This is a genomic window from Microvirga vignae (assembly GCF_001017175.1).
GTDB classification, from domain to species: domain Bacteria; phylum Pseudomonadota; class Alphaproteobacteria; order Rhizobiales; family Beijerinckiaceae; genus Microvirga; species Microvirga vignae.
This window is the reverse complement of record NZ_LCYG01000028.1, coordinates 64,110-78,626: the sequence shown is the minus strand read 5'-3', so window position 1 is coordinate 78,626 and position 14,517 is coordinate 64,110. Positions and strand designations below refer to the sequence as shown.

Genomic DNA, 14,517 nt, shown 5'->3' with positions numbered 1-14,517 from the left:
CGCCGCCGCACCAGCGCGGCGGCACTATCCATTTCCGATGGACCACCAAGGAGCAAAACATCGGAGCGGCAATTCGTCCAAGTTGCCGCTCCGATCGGATTTCAATCCTCAACGAGACCGCTCCAGGGCTCTGCAAGCTCAGTTCCAAGATTCAACAAATCGATGGCTCGCTTGGCCGTGTGGTCGATGATGTCGAGCACCGTTTCAGGCTTACGGTAAAACGCAGGAACCGGAGGCGCAATGATCGCCCCCATCTCCGTTGCGGCGGCCATCATGCGAATATGTCCCAGATGCAGCGGGGTTTCCCTGGTCATCAGCACGAGCCGGCGCCGTTCCTTCAAATGGACATCCGCAGTCCGCACGAGAAGGTTATCCGCCGCGCTGGTCGCAATCGCCGACAAGGTCCGCATGGAGCAGGGAGCAACAATCATTCCGTCCGTGCGGAAGGATCCGCTCGCAATCGTCGCGCCGATATCGTCGATTGCGTGATAACGAGAAGCCATGGACTGCACCCGTTCCAGGGCATCGGAGCAGATCTCATGCGCGATGGTTCGCTCTGCACCTGCCGAGACAACCACATGGGTTTCGCAGCCCATTGCGGCGAGAAGCTCTAGAGCCCGAAATCCGAGCATCGCGCCTGAAGCGCCGCTGACGCCGATGACAACGCGCGATGAGGACCTCATGCGACTCTCCTGATGTTGGATGCGTGAAGTCCGAGCTTTTCCCAAAGCGCATCGACGCGAGCTGTGACGGCAGCATCCGTTCGAAGAACCTCGCCCCACTCCCTGCTGGTCTCCGAAGCGATCTTGTTGGTGGCATCAATACCGAGCTTGCCGCCTAGTCCGGCTTTCGGGGATGCGAAATCCAGGTAGTCGATCGGCGTGTCGTTGATGGTGACGAGATCGCGAGAGGGATCGGACCGGGTCGCGACAGCCCACATGACATCATCCCATGAGCGAATATCAATATCCTCGTCGACCAGGATGAGGAGCTTCGTATAGGTGAATTGCGGAAGCAGCGACCAGAGGCCCAGCATGACGCGGCGGGCCTGTCCGGCATAACGCTTCGCGATAGATACGATGGCGATCCGATAAGAACACGCCTCCGGCGGCAGCCATGCATCGCGGACTTCCGGAAACTGGCGTTTCAGAATCGGAACGAACATTTCATTGAGCGCCTCGCCGATGCGGGATGGCTCATCCGGTGCGCGGCCCGTAAAGGTCGAGAGATAGATCGGGTTGGGGCGCATGGTGATGGCCGTAACCTGCATGACAGGAAAGCGTTCGACGGCATTGTAATAGCCCGTGTGATCGCCGAACGGCCCTTCGGGCGCGGTCTCGTCAGGCGAGACGTAACCCTCGATCACGATTTCAGCCTCCGCAGGCACAAGAAGCGGAATGCTGGTGCAGGACATGAGTCTGGGGCGCTGGCCGCGCAGAAGACCGGAGAAGCGAAGCTCCGACAAGGATTCAGGCAAGGGGATCACGGCGGACAGGATTGTCGACGGGTCGGCGCCGATCACGACGGCGGCCGGCATGGGTTGGCCGAGGGTCTTCCATCGATGGTGATGCCGGGCTCCGCCCCGATGCGCGAGCCACCGCATGATCGCTCCGTCCCGGTCGAGCACCTGCACGCGATAGACACCGACGTTGTAGTCATCCACGCGGATGCTCTCAGGGGGGCGCGTCATGACGAGAGGCCAGGTGATAAGGGGAGATGGCTCGCCGGGCCAGCAGATCTGAACCGGAAGGCGTCCGAGATCGATGGAATCGCCCGTCAGAATCGTTCGCTTCGTGCTCTTGACCTCTTTCGAGCGCATGGCGAGGGCCGCACGCGCGAGGGGGATCTTGCTCCACGCGTCAGCGAGCCCCTGTGGTGGGCGCGGATCACGCAATTCGGCAAGGGCCTCGCCGAAATCCCTCAATTTCTCCGGATGCACCCCGCAGCCCCAGGCGACACGCTCGACCGTGCCGAAGAGGTTCACGAGAACCGGCATCTCGGCCGGGCGGCCATCGGGTTGAATGGGGCGCTCGAACAGAAGAGCCGGGCCGTTAGCCTGAAGCACGCGCCGATGAATCTCGGTGATCTCATGCGCGACCGAGATGGGCTCGGAAATCCGGACGAGCTGACCCTTGGCTTCGAGGAAGTCCATGAAGTCGCGAAGATCGGAGAACAGGGGCAAGTCGCGCTGTGGCATCGGCTTTCTCGGGATGAGCCATCCCGATGAAGGAGGGAGATGTCCCTGTCTTTGCTCCAGCTCAAATACAAGCTTGACGGTTGCATCTACAGCAGTCGCGAGGATGCCATCATGACTCTATCGAACACGCCCGCTACAGCTCTTCCGCCCCTTGTCTCGCTCGCCTTGCGGCCGCTTCCCTTGTACCCGTTTCAGCTCTTTCTTTCGGCCGTGCTGCGCAGGATCGTGCAGCAGCACCCGCGCATGTTCGAGCGCCTCGGCTCCTATGCTGGAAAGCGATATGGATTAGCGCCGTCCGATCTGCCCTTCGCCTTCGTGCTGGATACGGCTCCGCAGGCTGCACGCCTTACAGTCGTGCGCTCCCTGCCTCTCCGCCTTGACGCCAGGATCTCCGGACCTTTGCAGATCCTGCTCGGCATGGTGAACGGGTCCTACGACGGCGATGCACTCTTCTTCTCCCGCGCTATCGTCGTGGAGGGCGACATGGAGGCTGTTCTTGCTCTCCGCAATGCCGTCGACGACGCCGGAGTGGACGTGCTGCAGGAAGGGGCCTCACTTCTCGGGCCACCCGGGCGTTTCTGTGAGGCGCTGCTCCGCGAATATTTCGGCGGAGAGCAGAAAAAGGGACTGTCTTCCGTCTCAAGACGGCAAGGAGAGACATCGTGGAATTGATCTGCCCGGCCGGCACGCCGGCTTCTCTTCGCACGGCTGTCGACGCCGGTGCGGATGCGATCTATTGCGGCTTTCGCAACGAGACCAACGCCCGCAATTTTCCCGGTTTGAACTTCAGCCCTGAGGAACTTACTGAGGGTGTTCAATACGCCCACTTTCGGGGGGCAAAGGTGCTCGTGGCGATCAACACGTTCCCGCGCGCCGGTGCATTGGAACTGTGGCACAAGGCCGTTGACGATGCGGTGGCGGCGGGAGCTGATGCACTCATTCTTTGCGACATCGGCCTGATGGCCTATGCCGCCGAACACTATCCAGGGACACGCCTCCACGTCTCCGTGCAGGCTGCCGCGGCCAATCCCGATGCGATCTGCTTTTACGTGGAACGCTTCAATGCGAAGCGCGTCGTTCTGCCTCGCGTGTTGAGCATCCCCGAGATCGCCGCCATCACGCGGGCTTCAGCTTGCGAGGTGGAGGTTTTCGTCTTCGGAGGCCTGTGTGTCATGGCCGAGGGCCGATGCTCTCTCTCATCCTATGCCACAGGCCTGTCGCCCAACATGAACGGTGTGTGCTCACCGGCCAGTCACGTAAGCTATGAGAATGCGGGCGGCACCGTGGTGTCCCGTCTCGGTGACTTCACGATCAACAAGTTCGGCAGCGGAGAGCCGGCAGCCTATCCGACGCTGTGCAAGGGCCGCTTCCAGACAGAAGTCTCCACCGGCTACATCTTCGAGGATCCTGTCAGCCTTGATGCCGCAACGTTGCTGCCTGGACTGCGCGATGCCGGGGTGACGGCGTTGAAGATCGAAGGACGGCAACGCAGCCGCGCCTACATCGAGAATGTCGTGCGCTCCTTCCGCGAGGCTCTGTCCGCCATGGAGCAAGGCCGCGCTGTTCCGGCCGGAATGCTCCTGGCGATGAGCGAGGGGCAAAGCAACACTCTCGGCGCCTACCGCAAAACCTGGCGCTGAGCAGGTAAGGATGACCATCATGAAGCTGACACTCGGGCCGGTCCTGTACAACTGGGAGCCGGACGCATGGCGGGACTTTTATTTCAGGATAGCCGACGAGGCACCCGTCGACGCCGTCTGTGTCGGAGAGGTCGTGTGCTCGAAGCGTCTTCCGTTCTTCCAGGATCCGGTGCCGGAGGTCGTGGAGCGCCTGGCGTCAGCCGGAAAGGAAGTGCTGCTGAGTTCGCTGGCTCTCGTGACATTGGGGAGAGAGCGCAAGCAGACAGCATCCCTCGCCCGTGAGGCCGATCTGCTCGTGGAGGTGAACGACATCACCGGCCTCACGCATTTGGACGGGCGTCCGCATGCCATCGGGCCTTATGTCAATGTCTACAACGAGGCGACCCTATCCTGGTTGGCGCGAAACGGCGCCCGCCGGGTGTGCCTGCCGCCCGAGTTGCCGGCTTCCTCCATTGAAGCGCTCGCGAAATGCTGCCCCGACGTCGAGCTGGAGGTCTGGTCCTTCGGGCGCGTGCCGCTTGCGATTTCGGCGCGCTGCTATCACGCCCGTCTTCACAAGCTCACGAAGGATAACTGCCAGTTCGTCTGCGGAAAGGACCCGGACGGCCTTCCGACCGACACCTTGGATGGGCAGTCGTTTCTGGCCGTGAATGGCGTTCAGACACTCTCGGCGACCTACGCCAATCTGATCGAGAACATAGCCGATCTCGCGGATATGGGTGTTGTTTCCTGCCGACTCTCACCACAGGCAGTCGACATGGTTGCCGTGGCGAGGATCTTTCGTGATGTCGCTGACGGAAAGCTCGGGCCTGAGGAAGCCCAGCATGCCCTGGAACTCGTCTGCGATGGAACCACCTTCTCCAACGGATTCTTCAAGGGGGCTTGCGGTGCCGAGTATCGGACGGGAGCTCCAGCCGGGCCGGGATAAAAGGCCACCCGCTACAATTTGCGCTAGGGCAAAGAATTGCGGGAGCGTTTGTGCGAGCCTTCGAAGGTAGAGAGGAGGAGGCTTGCCGTGAACTTGGTTGCAGCGATCGCGAATTTACGGTTCAGATGGGCGGCGGTACGGGAACTGAATCTCCTCGATGCAGGCGAGGTTGACGCCCTCTCTCGCGATGTCGGACTTTCCACGGAGCGGCTGAAGCAGATGGCATCATATGGTGACGCGGCCGGCGGTGAATTGCCGCGCTTGATGCGTGCCCTCAATCTTGCACCTGAGAGAATCGAGCGGCGATATGGGAATGTCATGCGCGGCATGAGCATCACCTGCTCTATTTGTGCGAAGACTCACCATTGTCGACGCGACCTTGATCGCGGGCAAACCTTCGCAGTAAGGAGCTATTGTCCGAACCTTGAGATTATCGAGGCGCTGAAGTCGGCAACGAGGGCATAGAGATTCCGTTCCCGGTGAGCCGGCAGGACCTCGCCGATCTGATCGGCAGCACCCTGCCGACGGTAAGCCGGACCCTTGGGGCTTGGGAGAGCCAACGTCAGATCAGGCGTTATCGGCGTCGGCTGGTGATCGCCGACGTGGAGGCTGTGGCCAGCGTCATTTACAAGGGCGCGTCTTCAAAATCGGAGGGCGCTTCCCAATGAGTTATGCGGCCAGGGAGTGTTTCTCTCCTGCGCTAGTGATGAGGGAGACACGTCCCACGCCGATCCTGCGAAGGATGTCGGAAATCTCCGCAACGGGCAGGAGGCTGAACGCCGTCGACAAGGCATCCGCCGCTGTTGCCGTCGGCATTGCGACGGTCGCGCTCTTGTGCAGATGCGTCGAGGTCCCGCTTCGTGGATCGAAAAGGTGATTGAAGCGTCCGGCAGAATCGAACCGGAAGCCATAAGAACCTGATGTTGCGACGGCCTGATCAGCGACTTCCAATGTCTCTCCGATCCGCTCCGGCTGGTCCGGATCAGCAATGCCGATGCGCCAGGGCGCTCCATCCGGGCGTGAGCCGACAGCCCGACTCTCTCCCATATCGACAAGACTGTTGCCGATTCCCTCCTGTCGCAGGAGGCTCACGACACGGTCGGTGGCGTAGCCCTGGGCGATGCCGTTCAGAGTGAGAGCCATGCCGGGCCGGCTGAGGACGATCCGGTTGCGGTCGAACAGAACTGTGTCAAAGCTCACGCGCTCCAGCGCCGCTTGGATGGATGATTCGGAGGGGCCCTTTGGAGCGGCTCCAGGTTTCGCGAAGTGATCCCGATAAAGAGTCCACAATGCTTGAACGGTCGGGTCGAAGGCTCCGCCCGTCAGGTCGGCAAAACGACGGCATTCCGACAGGAGTTCGACGAGTTCCGCAGGCGGCGCAACGAGCATTCCCGTACGGTTGAGGGTGCAAAGCGCAGAATCCTCACGATAGAGGCTGAAGATCCGCTCGAAGCGGCGCATCTCGGCAACCGAACGTTCGATCAGGCGGTTGGCGGCAGGGCGATCGTGATGATGAATCCGCAGGCTTGCCATGGCCCCCATGACCTGCCCTTGCCACTCCACGAGTTCAGCCTCAGCCTTCGCCTCTCGGTCGACCGGCAGCAAGCCGAGACCAGCGGCCGCTGCGGTGATGCCGATGAAGCGTCTGCGGGAGAAGGAATGGGACATCTCTTCCCTCCTAGTGGACATGGCCGTTCTGCGGAGCAGGAGGCGCAGCGTGTCCCTCATGCGGTTCACTCGCCGCTGGTCCTTGTCCCATCGAGCTTGTGGTCTCGGCCGTGCCGCCCAGGACATAATCCTTCGGCACATCTGTGAAGGTCACGACGCGGCCACCGTTCTCGACAGCGAATTTTTCAGCCGCGCCCCTGTCGGAGAACGGCACGGCCTCCTCACCGCCCATGCCGCCTTTCATGCGACTGCCGATGACGAACGAGGCCTGCTTCGCATCAACCCAATTTGTTGTCCCCGGCTTGCCCCAATCAGGGGCCTTCGCCATGTCGGACACATAAATCGCGCGAATATCCTTGGGCTCCTCAGGGAGAAGGGTGAAGGAAATCGCATCGCGCGCGGAGGAGAACCAAACCGGCTCCTTCCGGCTTGCAAGAATGATCTGCCCCTTCGGTCCCGGATGCTCCATGACATTCATGCCGCAGTAATGACCAATGTCTGAAGCCGTCATCTCCTGTGGCGGCGGCGGAGCCTCAGCCGTCCTCTGATCGTTGCAGCCGAAGAGGATGAGAGTGCCGGCAAAGGCGGCAAAGAGAGCGATCTTTCTCATAATTCTCTCCTGGAGAAGGCAAGGGTCGCAAGTCCAAGCGGAAAGAGAGCCCAGACTGCCAGCGCGGCCAGAAGAACCGACGAGCTCAACGCGGTATTCTGCGCAACCCCGGCCATGCCGGAAAGGGCGCTGACATTGCCGGAGCCGCTGAGATTGAACAGGCGGTAGACATCCGTCGGATTCAGGAGAAGCAGGGTGCTCAGGAGATTCCCCGAGATCGTCTGTCCCTGGTCGACGACAAGCAGGCCGAGCAGGGCCATGTCATAGATCAGGACGAAAACGAGCCAGATCCCGATGGCGATTCCGGCGGCGGTGCCACGCTCACGAACCAAAGCGCTCACGAGATAGCCGACCGCGATGAATGCGGCTCCAAGCAGCACGGAGGATCCGATCATCGAGGCGAAAGCTTTCCAACTCTCCGCATCGATGACTTCACCCGTAACGGCCAGAGCAACTGCTGCGGCACCGTAACCAAGAAGAGTCGCGAAAGCGAGGATGGCGAGGTGGCCCAGAAACTTGCCGAGCACAACCTGCCAGCGCGCAATGGGATAGCTCAGGAGAAGCAGCATTGTCCCGCGTTCCATTTCGCCCACGATGGCATCATGCGAGATCAGCAGGGCGATGAGCGGCAGCAGGAAAATCGTAAGGCTCGACAGGCTGACGATGACGATGTCGAGAGCACGGACTCCCACATTCCCCGTAGGGGCGCTGCCGAGGAACGTCAAAGTCAAGGCTAAGGCCGCCAGGAGCAGGGTCGTCGCCAGAACCCAGCGGTTGCGCAGCCCCTCCTGAATTTCCTTACGCGCGACAATCAGGATGTTTCTCATCATGCGCGCTCCTGCGAGAGAAGGAAGTGAGCGTAAAGCTCATCGAGGGTCGGCGGCATCACATCAAGATCATCGACAGGGGAGCCGTCGCGTGTTGCGCGCCGCAGCATTTCGATCTTGCGGTCCGGCGTGGCTTCGATCTCGATCATGTGACCGTTGACGCGGCGCCACCTGTCGATAGGGCCAAGCCAGCGAGGGATGTCGGCAAGGCCGCCATCCGTCACCTTCAGGCGGATGCGGGTCGGTATTTGAGCCATGCGGCGCAACTCGTCGAGAGTCCCGTCCGCGACCTTGACGCCCCGGTTCATGATGATGACCCGCCCGGCGCGCTCTTCGAGCTCGGTCAGAGCATGCGATGACAGGAGGAGTGTCGCGCCTCGTTCCCGCAATTCCTCGATGATCTCGTAGAAGCTGTGGCGCAGAGCCGGATCGAGACCTGTCGTCGGCTCATCGAGCAACAGGACTTGCGGCTCGCCGAGAAGGGCTTGCGCGAGACCCAACCGCTGGCGCATGCCCTTGGAATAGGTTCCGACGCGACGGTGGGCTGCATGAGTGAGGCCAACGCGATCAAGGAGCGGTTTGATCGATTGTTGCGGCTCCCGCTTCAAACGCGCGTAGAACGACAGCGTCTCGTAGCCGGTGATCGCCGCGTTGAACGAGACATTCTCCGGAAGGAAGCCCAAACGTCTGCGGGCTGCGAACTCACCCGCAGCCGGATCGTCTCCAAGCACGGTAATGCTGCCACTGGTCGGCCGGATCAGACCGAGCATGAGTTTCATCAAGGTTGTCTTGCCGGCTCCATTGTGGCCGACAAGCGCAACGGTCTCGCCTTTCTGCAGCGCGAAGGAGACATCGCGGACCGCTTCGACCCTGCCGAAGCGCTTCACGACATTGCGGATCTCGACCGTCCCGCTCATGGCCTGACTCCTTCGGCAATCTTTTTCGGACGCGCAGGCGGCGTCATGAGGGGATGGCTGTCAACGACGCCTCCCGGTAGCAGAGCGGGAAACTGAGCTTGCGCCCAGCGGATCACCTGAACGGCCGGGCTGTTCATCAGCACCTTCGCCTGCGGCGCGGTCCAGAGCACCTTGTCGACGAGATCGTTGGGACGATAGGCATTGTCGCCGAGGCCATCGCCGTTCAGGTCGAAAGCCGGGTTGTCGCTCCAGTAGTTGCCGCGTCCATCCTTGGACCAGTCGAGATAGCGCGTGCTGACGTACTTCACCTGGTTGCGGTTCTTGATGAAGGCGTTACCAACGATCTCGTTGCGCTCGGATCCGGCTGTGAAGTGAATGCCGATCTCGCATCCTTCGAACCAGTTTTCGCGAAAGCGGTTCTGGTTGGCATTGTAGATAAACACGCATTTCTCCGGTCCGATGCGGTCTCCGGCCGCAAGGGTCGGCTCGACCTCACGCTCTTGAGGCAGACCGTGTTCACGCGTCTCGTTGTCATGCTGACCCGGCCTGGCCCAGCGCTCGGCCGGCAGAATGCGTCCCAAGACAGCGTTGCCGGTGATCTGGGAGCCGTTTGCGAAATTGAACAGGAAGCCGCGATCACGGTCGCTGTCAGACACGTTGCCGCGGATCGTCAGCCGGTGCGAGTACATGATGGCATAGCCGACGGTGTTGCCGATGGAGACGTTATCCGTGACCTCGCCATCGTTGGTATACATGTAGTGGACCGCAAAGCGCAGATCGCGGAAGCGGTTGCCGGAAAACACGTTCTTGCGGCTGGCGATGGAGAAGATTCCGTCGCGTCCGAAGCGGAAGCTGTTGTCGAGCACCTTGGCGCCGGGTGCATCCCACACCGAGACACCGTTGCCGGCGTCGTTCATGCGTCCGGCCTGGATGCCGATGATCTCATTTCCTCGGACGATGGCATCGGGCGCTCCATGAATGTAGACCCCGTAGAGATTGTCCTCGACGCGGTTCCCCTCGATAATAGCCCCAACCGCCGCCTTCTCGATGAAGACGCCGGAATCCATTTTCTCGAGATCCCTTCCCGATGCGCGAATGGTCAGTCCCCGGACGATGGCAGCTGGGGCCGAGATCGTGACGACGCTGCCCTTCCTGGGACCAATCAGGACCGCTCCCGGCTCGCCTTCGACCGTCAGCTTGCGTGCGATCCGGATAGTGCCGCGATGCTCGCCGGCCTTGAACAGAACGACGTCGCCGTCTGCCGCCCGCTCGAGAGCTTCCTGAGGCGAGCCTTCGCCCGGAGTAACTACGATCTGCCCGGCCCAAGCGGGCAGGGCGAGACTGGCGGCGAAGGCCGCCGCCAGCCCCAGACAAATGCTGGTGCGAGTGTTTCTCATCCGTCAGGTCGCCTGCGGCTCGACGAGCATACGGCCCTGCATCTCCATGTGCATCGCGTGGCAGAACCAGGTGCAGTAGTACCAATATACGCCGGGCTTCGAGGCCGTGAACGTGACGGATGCCGTCGCTTGGGGCGCCACCTCCATGTTGATGCCGTAGTTGACGATGCAGAAGCCGTGGGTCAGGTCCTCGACATCATCGATATTGGTGACGTAGACCGTTACCTCGTCGCCCTGCTTCACCTGGAAGCTCTCAAGCCCGAACGCCGGGGCGGCCGAGGTCATGTAGACCCGCACCTTGTTGCCTTCGCGGATCACCTTCGAGTCTGTCTCCAGGGTGATGCCATCCGCCTTGGCCTGCTGCACGGCATCGGCAAAGAACGGGTCGTCGCGCTTCCACACATGAACCGGGTTAACCTTCGAGCGGTGCACGATGGTGGCATCGTGCGGTTCGGCGAAGCTCGGACCGTCATGGACGACCACCATCTGGTCGCCGGAGATGTCGATGAGCTGATCGTTCTCGGGTTTGAGCGGGCCGACGTTGAGGAAGCGGTCCTTCGAGAACTTGTTCAGCGATATGAGCCACTTGCCGTCCGCCTCCTTGGTCTGGCCCATGGAGGTGTGGTTGTGGCCGGGCTGATAATGCACATCGAGCTTCTGGATGACCGGATTGACCTTCTCGCCCTTGTAGGCGCGCTTGGCCAGATCGATGTTCCACTTGCAGACCTGACTGTCGAGGAACAGCGTCGTATAGGCATTGCCCTTGCCGTCATAGGCCGTATGGAGCGGGCCGAGGCCGAGCTCAGGCTCGGCTACAACCACATCGCGTGGTTGGATCTTGTCGTCGAACAGGTCGTCGAGCTTGCGCGCGTCGAAGACGGTTACTGTCGGCGACAGCTTGCCGTTGGCGACGAAGTGGATGCCGTCCGGCGCAGTGTTGATGCCGTGCGGGCTGTTGCCGACCGGAACATAGCGCGTGTAGGGTGAACCGTGGCGGCCATTGAGGACCGGCACTCCATTCATCTCCTGGTAGTCGCCCCGTTTCACCGCCTCCTCGATGCGCTTGAGGTTGAAGATCACGACCCAATCCTGCTCCTTGGCCATCATCTCGGCCAGCGTCACGCCTTCCTCCGAGTTGTAGCAGGTCGACCAGGCGTACTTGCCCTGGTAGTCGGCATCGACATTGTCGAGATTGCCGTCGACGATGATCTGCCAGGCGACCTTCATCGTGTCGCCGTCGACGGCCGTGAACATGCCCGAGTACTTCTTCGGCTCGTCCAGAATCTTGCCGTCGTTCGGAAGCGGTATCCGATCCTCGCCGTTACAGAAGACGTAGCCGGTGCGCGGGTATTTCTGCACGCGCAGGCCATGCACCGTCGCCTGGTTCGGTAGCTGGATGATCTTGTCACATTTCATCACGTCGAGCCGGATGCGGCAGACGCGGGTGTTGGACTTGTCGTTGGCGAAGAGATAACGCCCATCATAGGTACCCTCTGTGAAGGACGGATGCGGATGATGCAGGTCGCCGTTCATGAAGATACCGCCGCGGTCCTTCAGGAACTCGCGGTTCTGTGGCGTCAGGCCCTCGGTCAGCACCTTGAGGCTTTCGTTCGTCTGGCCCCAGCCCGTGGCGCTGTCGCGGTTGAACACAGGGATGCGCATCAATTCACGCATCGACGGAAGGCCAACGATGCGGACCTCGCCGGTCTGACCGCTGGAGAAGAATACGTAATACTCGTCAAGCTCGCCCGGCTTGACCTCGTACTTGTTGGCGGTAGACCGTGCTGACGGAGCCGTCTGCGCCTCGGCGGGCGTGATCACGCCTGCATCCTTCAGAGAGACGCCACCCGTCACTCCCGCGGCGCCAGCCGCGGCCGCAACGGCAGTCGTCCCGAGCACTTGGCGCCGGCTGAGACCGTTCTTTTTCTCTTCCTGTGACACGTGAGCCTCCTTCTCTGCTCATGAACTCGTTGTCGGGACGTCGGCGGTGGTTGGCTGATCCGTAGGCGTTCCGACGACCTTTCCCTTGTGGGTAATGATAGGTTTAGCGGGACCTTTGCCCTCGTCTTTGCTCCCGCGCATGGACGGCGACGAAAGTGCCTCGCGCTTCTCGCGCTTGAGACGCACCTGGATCATGTGCGGGCAGCGCTGGTCGTCATGGTAAAGCTCCTGGCAATGCATGCAGTAGATGCATTCATTGACGTTGATGAAGCCTTCGGGATGGATCGATTGGACCGGGCATTCCTTAGCGCAGCGCTGGCAAGGAGAGCCGCATTCGGGCCAGCGCTTCAGCCACTCGAACATGCGGATCTTGCCGGGAATCGCGAGCGCCGCGCCGAGCGGGCAGAGATAGCGGCAGAAGAAGCGCTCGATGAACAGGCCGACCGAGAGCAGGGTCAGGGCATAGATCACGAAGGGCCAGTCCCGGACGAATTTCAGGATGATAGCTGTCTTGAACGGCTCCACCTCGGCAAAGACCTCGGCCAGCGCGATGTTGTAGAGCGAGAGGCCGAACAGGCCGAGGAAGATGATGTACTTGATCGGCCAGAGGCGCTCGTGCAGGCCCCAGGGCACGGTGATCTGCGGCACCTTCAGCCATTGGGCCATGTTGTTCGTCAGCTCCTGAAGGGCGCCGAACGGGCAGAGCCAACCGCAGAAGGGGCCGCGTCCCCAGAACAGCAGCGCCGCCGCGACGGCCGCCCAGAGGATGAAAATCAGCGGGGCTGCCAGGAAAAATTCCCAATTGAAGCCGGTAATGAGTGAATTGGTGAACGTCAGGACGTTGACCACGGAAAGCTGGGCGTTGGCGTACCAGCCGAGCCAGACGAGAATGAACGTCAGATAGGCACGGCGCACCCACACGTAGATGGCCGGGCGTCGCACCAAGGCGTCCTGGAAGAAGAAGATGCCGGTGAGGACGGCAAGCGCGAGCGCCGCGATGCCGATGGAAACCGTATTCGTCTTCCAGATCTTGAGCCAGAGCGGTTCTTCCAACGGTCCGGCGGCGAGAGCATCCGCGTCACTCAAGGTCGGTGTTGCTGTTGGTGTCTGCGCAGGGGAGCTGACTTGGCTCTGAGCTTGAGCTTGCGGTTGGCCGGGAGCCGCTGCCGCAGGCGGGGGCTGCTCGACCCGCAGGTACTGGTCCGGTAGCGTGTACTCGAGATTGTAGGTCAGGAAGGCCTTGTCGCGGGCGCCGACGTTGCGCTGCACGAGCAGTTGCAACTGCCAGGGTTCGGTCAGATCGAGCCTGAAATCCTCGGGAACGACGAAGAGGGCGATCTCTCGCAGGTCCGGCGCGCCATCGGCAGCCAATGCTCCGAGACGGGTGTGGTTGCGGTCGCGGAAACGGGTGCTCTGGCCATCCTGCAAGAGTTCGATGCGGTCGAAGATGCCGCCGCGAACATAGCCCGATCCCTTGAACGAGTAAGCGCCATCGCCAGCCACGATGATGGCCTGCTGGTCCGGCTTGAGACGAGCGCGCAACTGCTCGTAACCAGCATCGCCGAGGAGACTGCGTCCGATGGTCGGCACGCTGACGGGTGCAAGGTACAGGTCGATGAAAGTGTCGGAAGGCTCGTTCGTTTCAGCGTTGTTCGCAGCTTCCTGATTGCCTGCCTTCGCAAAGGCGTCATTGACTTCGCCGACAGTGAGTGACAGGCGGCGAACCGAACCGTCGCCGAGAAGGGTTTGCCAATCCCTGATTTCGCTCTTGCTGAGATCGAGGTTCTTGATGATAGCGGCGGAAGCATTGGCGCGAGCCACCGGCCCCGCTCCGTCAAGGCGTCCGCTGCGGATGATTCGAACTGCGGAGCGTACGACGCTGTCGCCCATCACCAGGATCGTCACGGTCGCTCCGCTGACGATGTCAACCTGGGATGGGCGCTCGGCCCCGGTCGCAACCGGCTTCATGTCCTTTCCGACAAGCGTGTTCACCGCAGCGACGATGCGCTGCTCCGGAATGCCGATGAGAACAATGGGCTCTTTGTGGTCGACAAGCTTGATGCCCCGGATCGTCCCTTGCGGGTCGATTCCGACCAGCATGTGAATCGGTTTGCCGGAATAGCCGACGGTACTCGTGAAATCGGAATTCAGATAAACGTACCCGAGAAGGCGCTCTCCATCAAAGGCAGGAATGAGAGGCGGATCGCCTTCGGCCTGACCGAATCTGTCGGCTCCCGGGATGAGTTCGCCCGGTCGAGCTTTGGGGAGAAACTCCTGCACACGTCCGGCTGCCAGAGCCTGACCCGCCAGCGTGACAAGCACAATGATGGAGAAGATCCCGATCAGCACTGTCTGCAGGCAAGGGATGAGCCGTGATGGGGCGAGATGCAGA

General features: G+C 61.3%; 14 protein-coding genes. 5 read left to right on the top strand and 9 right to left on the bottom strand.

Going from position 1 to position 14,517, the window contains the following annotated elements:
- Positions 1 to 101: 101 nt before the first annotated feature.
- Both AA309_RS11990 and AA309_RS11985 read right to left on the bottom strand, forming a co-directional pair.
- A complete protein-coding gene (locus AA309_RS11990) occupies positions 102 to 683 on the bottom strand; it encodes a UbiX family flavin prenyltransferase (RefSeq protein WP_047189250.1) in 582 nt (193 codons plus the stop codon).
- Positions 680 to 2,197, bottom strand: a complete 1,518-nt coding sequence (locus tag AA309_RS11985) for a UbiD family decarboxylase (RefSeq protein WP_047189249.1) — start codon at positions 2,195 to 2,197, stop codon at positions 680 to 682. The genes AA309_RS11990 and AA309_RS11985 overlap by 4 nt, the downstream gene beginning before the upstream one ends.
- A gap of 39 nt (positions 2,198 to 2,236) precedes the next feature.
- Between AA309_RS11985 and ubiT the strand changes: the two genes are divergently transcribed.
- From ubiT to AA309_RS11960, 5 genes are all read left to right on the top strand, one after another.
- Entirely contained in the window at positions 2,237 to 2,869 is a 633-nt protein-coding gene (gene ubiT / locus AA309_RS11980) for a ubiquinone anaerobic biosynthesis accessory factor UbiT (protein WP_244470331.1), read from the top strand.
- Entirely contained in the window at positions 2,860 to 3,837 is a 978-nt protein-coding gene (gene ubiU, locus AA309_RS11975; protein WP_047189248.1) for a ubiquinone anaerobic biosynthesis protein UbiU, read from the top strand. Before ubiT ends, ubiU begins: the two co-directional genes overlap by 10 nt.
- A 19-nt stretch (positions 3,838 to 3,856) precedes the next feature.
- Positions 3,857 to 4,765: a ubiquinone anaerobic biosynthesis protein UbiV gene (gene ubiV, locus AA309_RS11970; protein WP_047189263.1), complete on the top strand. Its 909-nt coding sequence runs from the start codon at positions 3,857 to 3,859 to the stop codon at positions 4,763 to 4,765.
- 87 nt (positions 4,766 to 4,852) lie between these two features.
- The gene (locus tag AA309_RS11965) at positions 4,853 to 5,230 is read left to right on the top strand and encodes a hypothetical protein (RefSeq protein WP_047189247.1); all 378 of its coding nucleotides are present in this window, start codon (positions 4,853 to 4,855) and stop codon (positions 5,228 to 5,230) included.
- Positions 5,231 to 5,244: 14 nt separating this feature from the next.
- On the top strand, positions 5,245 to 5,433 hold the full coding sequence (locus tag AA309_RS11960; protein ID WP_047189246.1) for a helix-turn-helix domain-containing protein: 189 nt from the start codon (positions 5,245 to 5,247) through the stop codon (positions 5,431 to 5,433).
- Position 5,434: 1 nt separating this feature from the next.
- On the opposite strand, the gene AA309_RS11955 is transcribed toward AA309_RS11960, so the two are convergent.
- From AA309_RS11955 to AA309_RS11925, 7 genes are read right to left on the bottom strand one after another with little or no spacing between them, the layout of a single operon-like run.
- A complete protein-coding gene (locus AA309_RS11955; protein WP_047189245.1) occupies positions 5,435 to 6,433 on the bottom strand; it encodes an FAD:protein FMN transferase in 999 nt (332 codons plus the stop codon).
- A gap of 10 nt (positions 6,434 to 6,443) precedes the next feature.
- Complete coding sequence (locus tag AA309_RS11950; protein ID WP_047189244.1) at positions 6,444 to 7,043, bottom strand: nitrous oxide reductase accessory protein NosL; 600 nt, start codon at positions 7,041 to 7,043, stop codon at positions 6,444 to 6,446.
- Complete coding sequence (locus AA309_RS11945) at positions 7,040 to 7,870, bottom strand: ABC transporter permease (protein WP_047189243.1); 831 nt, start codon at positions 7,868 to 7,870, stop codon at positions 7,040 to 7,042. Before AA309_RS11945 ends, AA309_RS11950 begins: the two co-directional genes overlap by 4 nt.
- Positions 7,870 to 8,787: an ABC transporter ATP-binding protein gene (locus tag AA309_RS11940; protein WP_047189242.1), complete on the bottom strand. Its 918-nt coding sequence runs from the start codon at positions 8,785 to 8,787 to the stop codon at positions 7,870 to 7,872. The genes AA309_RS11945 and AA309_RS11940 overlap by 1 nt, the downstream gene beginning before the upstream one ends.
- Positions 8,784 to 10,184 carry a nitrous oxide reductase family maturation protein NosD gene (locus AA309_RS11935; protein WP_047189241.1) on the bottom strand — a complete coding sequence of 467 codons (1,401 nt, stop codon included), beginning with the start codon at positions 10,182 to 10,184 and terminating at the stop codon, positions 8,784 to 8,786. The genes AA309_RS11940 and AA309_RS11935 overlap by 4 nt, the downstream gene beginning before the upstream one ends.
- Positions 10,185 to 10,187: 3 nt before the next feature.
- Positions 10,188 to 12,125, bottom strand: coding sequence for a TAT-dependent nitrous-oxide reductase (gene nosZ / locus AA309_RS11930; protein ID WP_047189240.1), 1,938 nt, complete (start codon positions 12,123 to 12,125; stop codon positions 10,188 to 10,190).
- 18 nt (positions 12,126 to 12,143) lie between these two features.
- Entirely contained in the window at positions 12,144 to 14,483 is a 2,340-nt protein-coding gene (locus tag AA309_RS11925; RefSeq protein WP_425286870.1) for a 4Fe-4S binding protein, read from the bottom strand.
- Between the last annotated feature and the right edge of the window lie 34 nt (positions 14,484 to 14,517).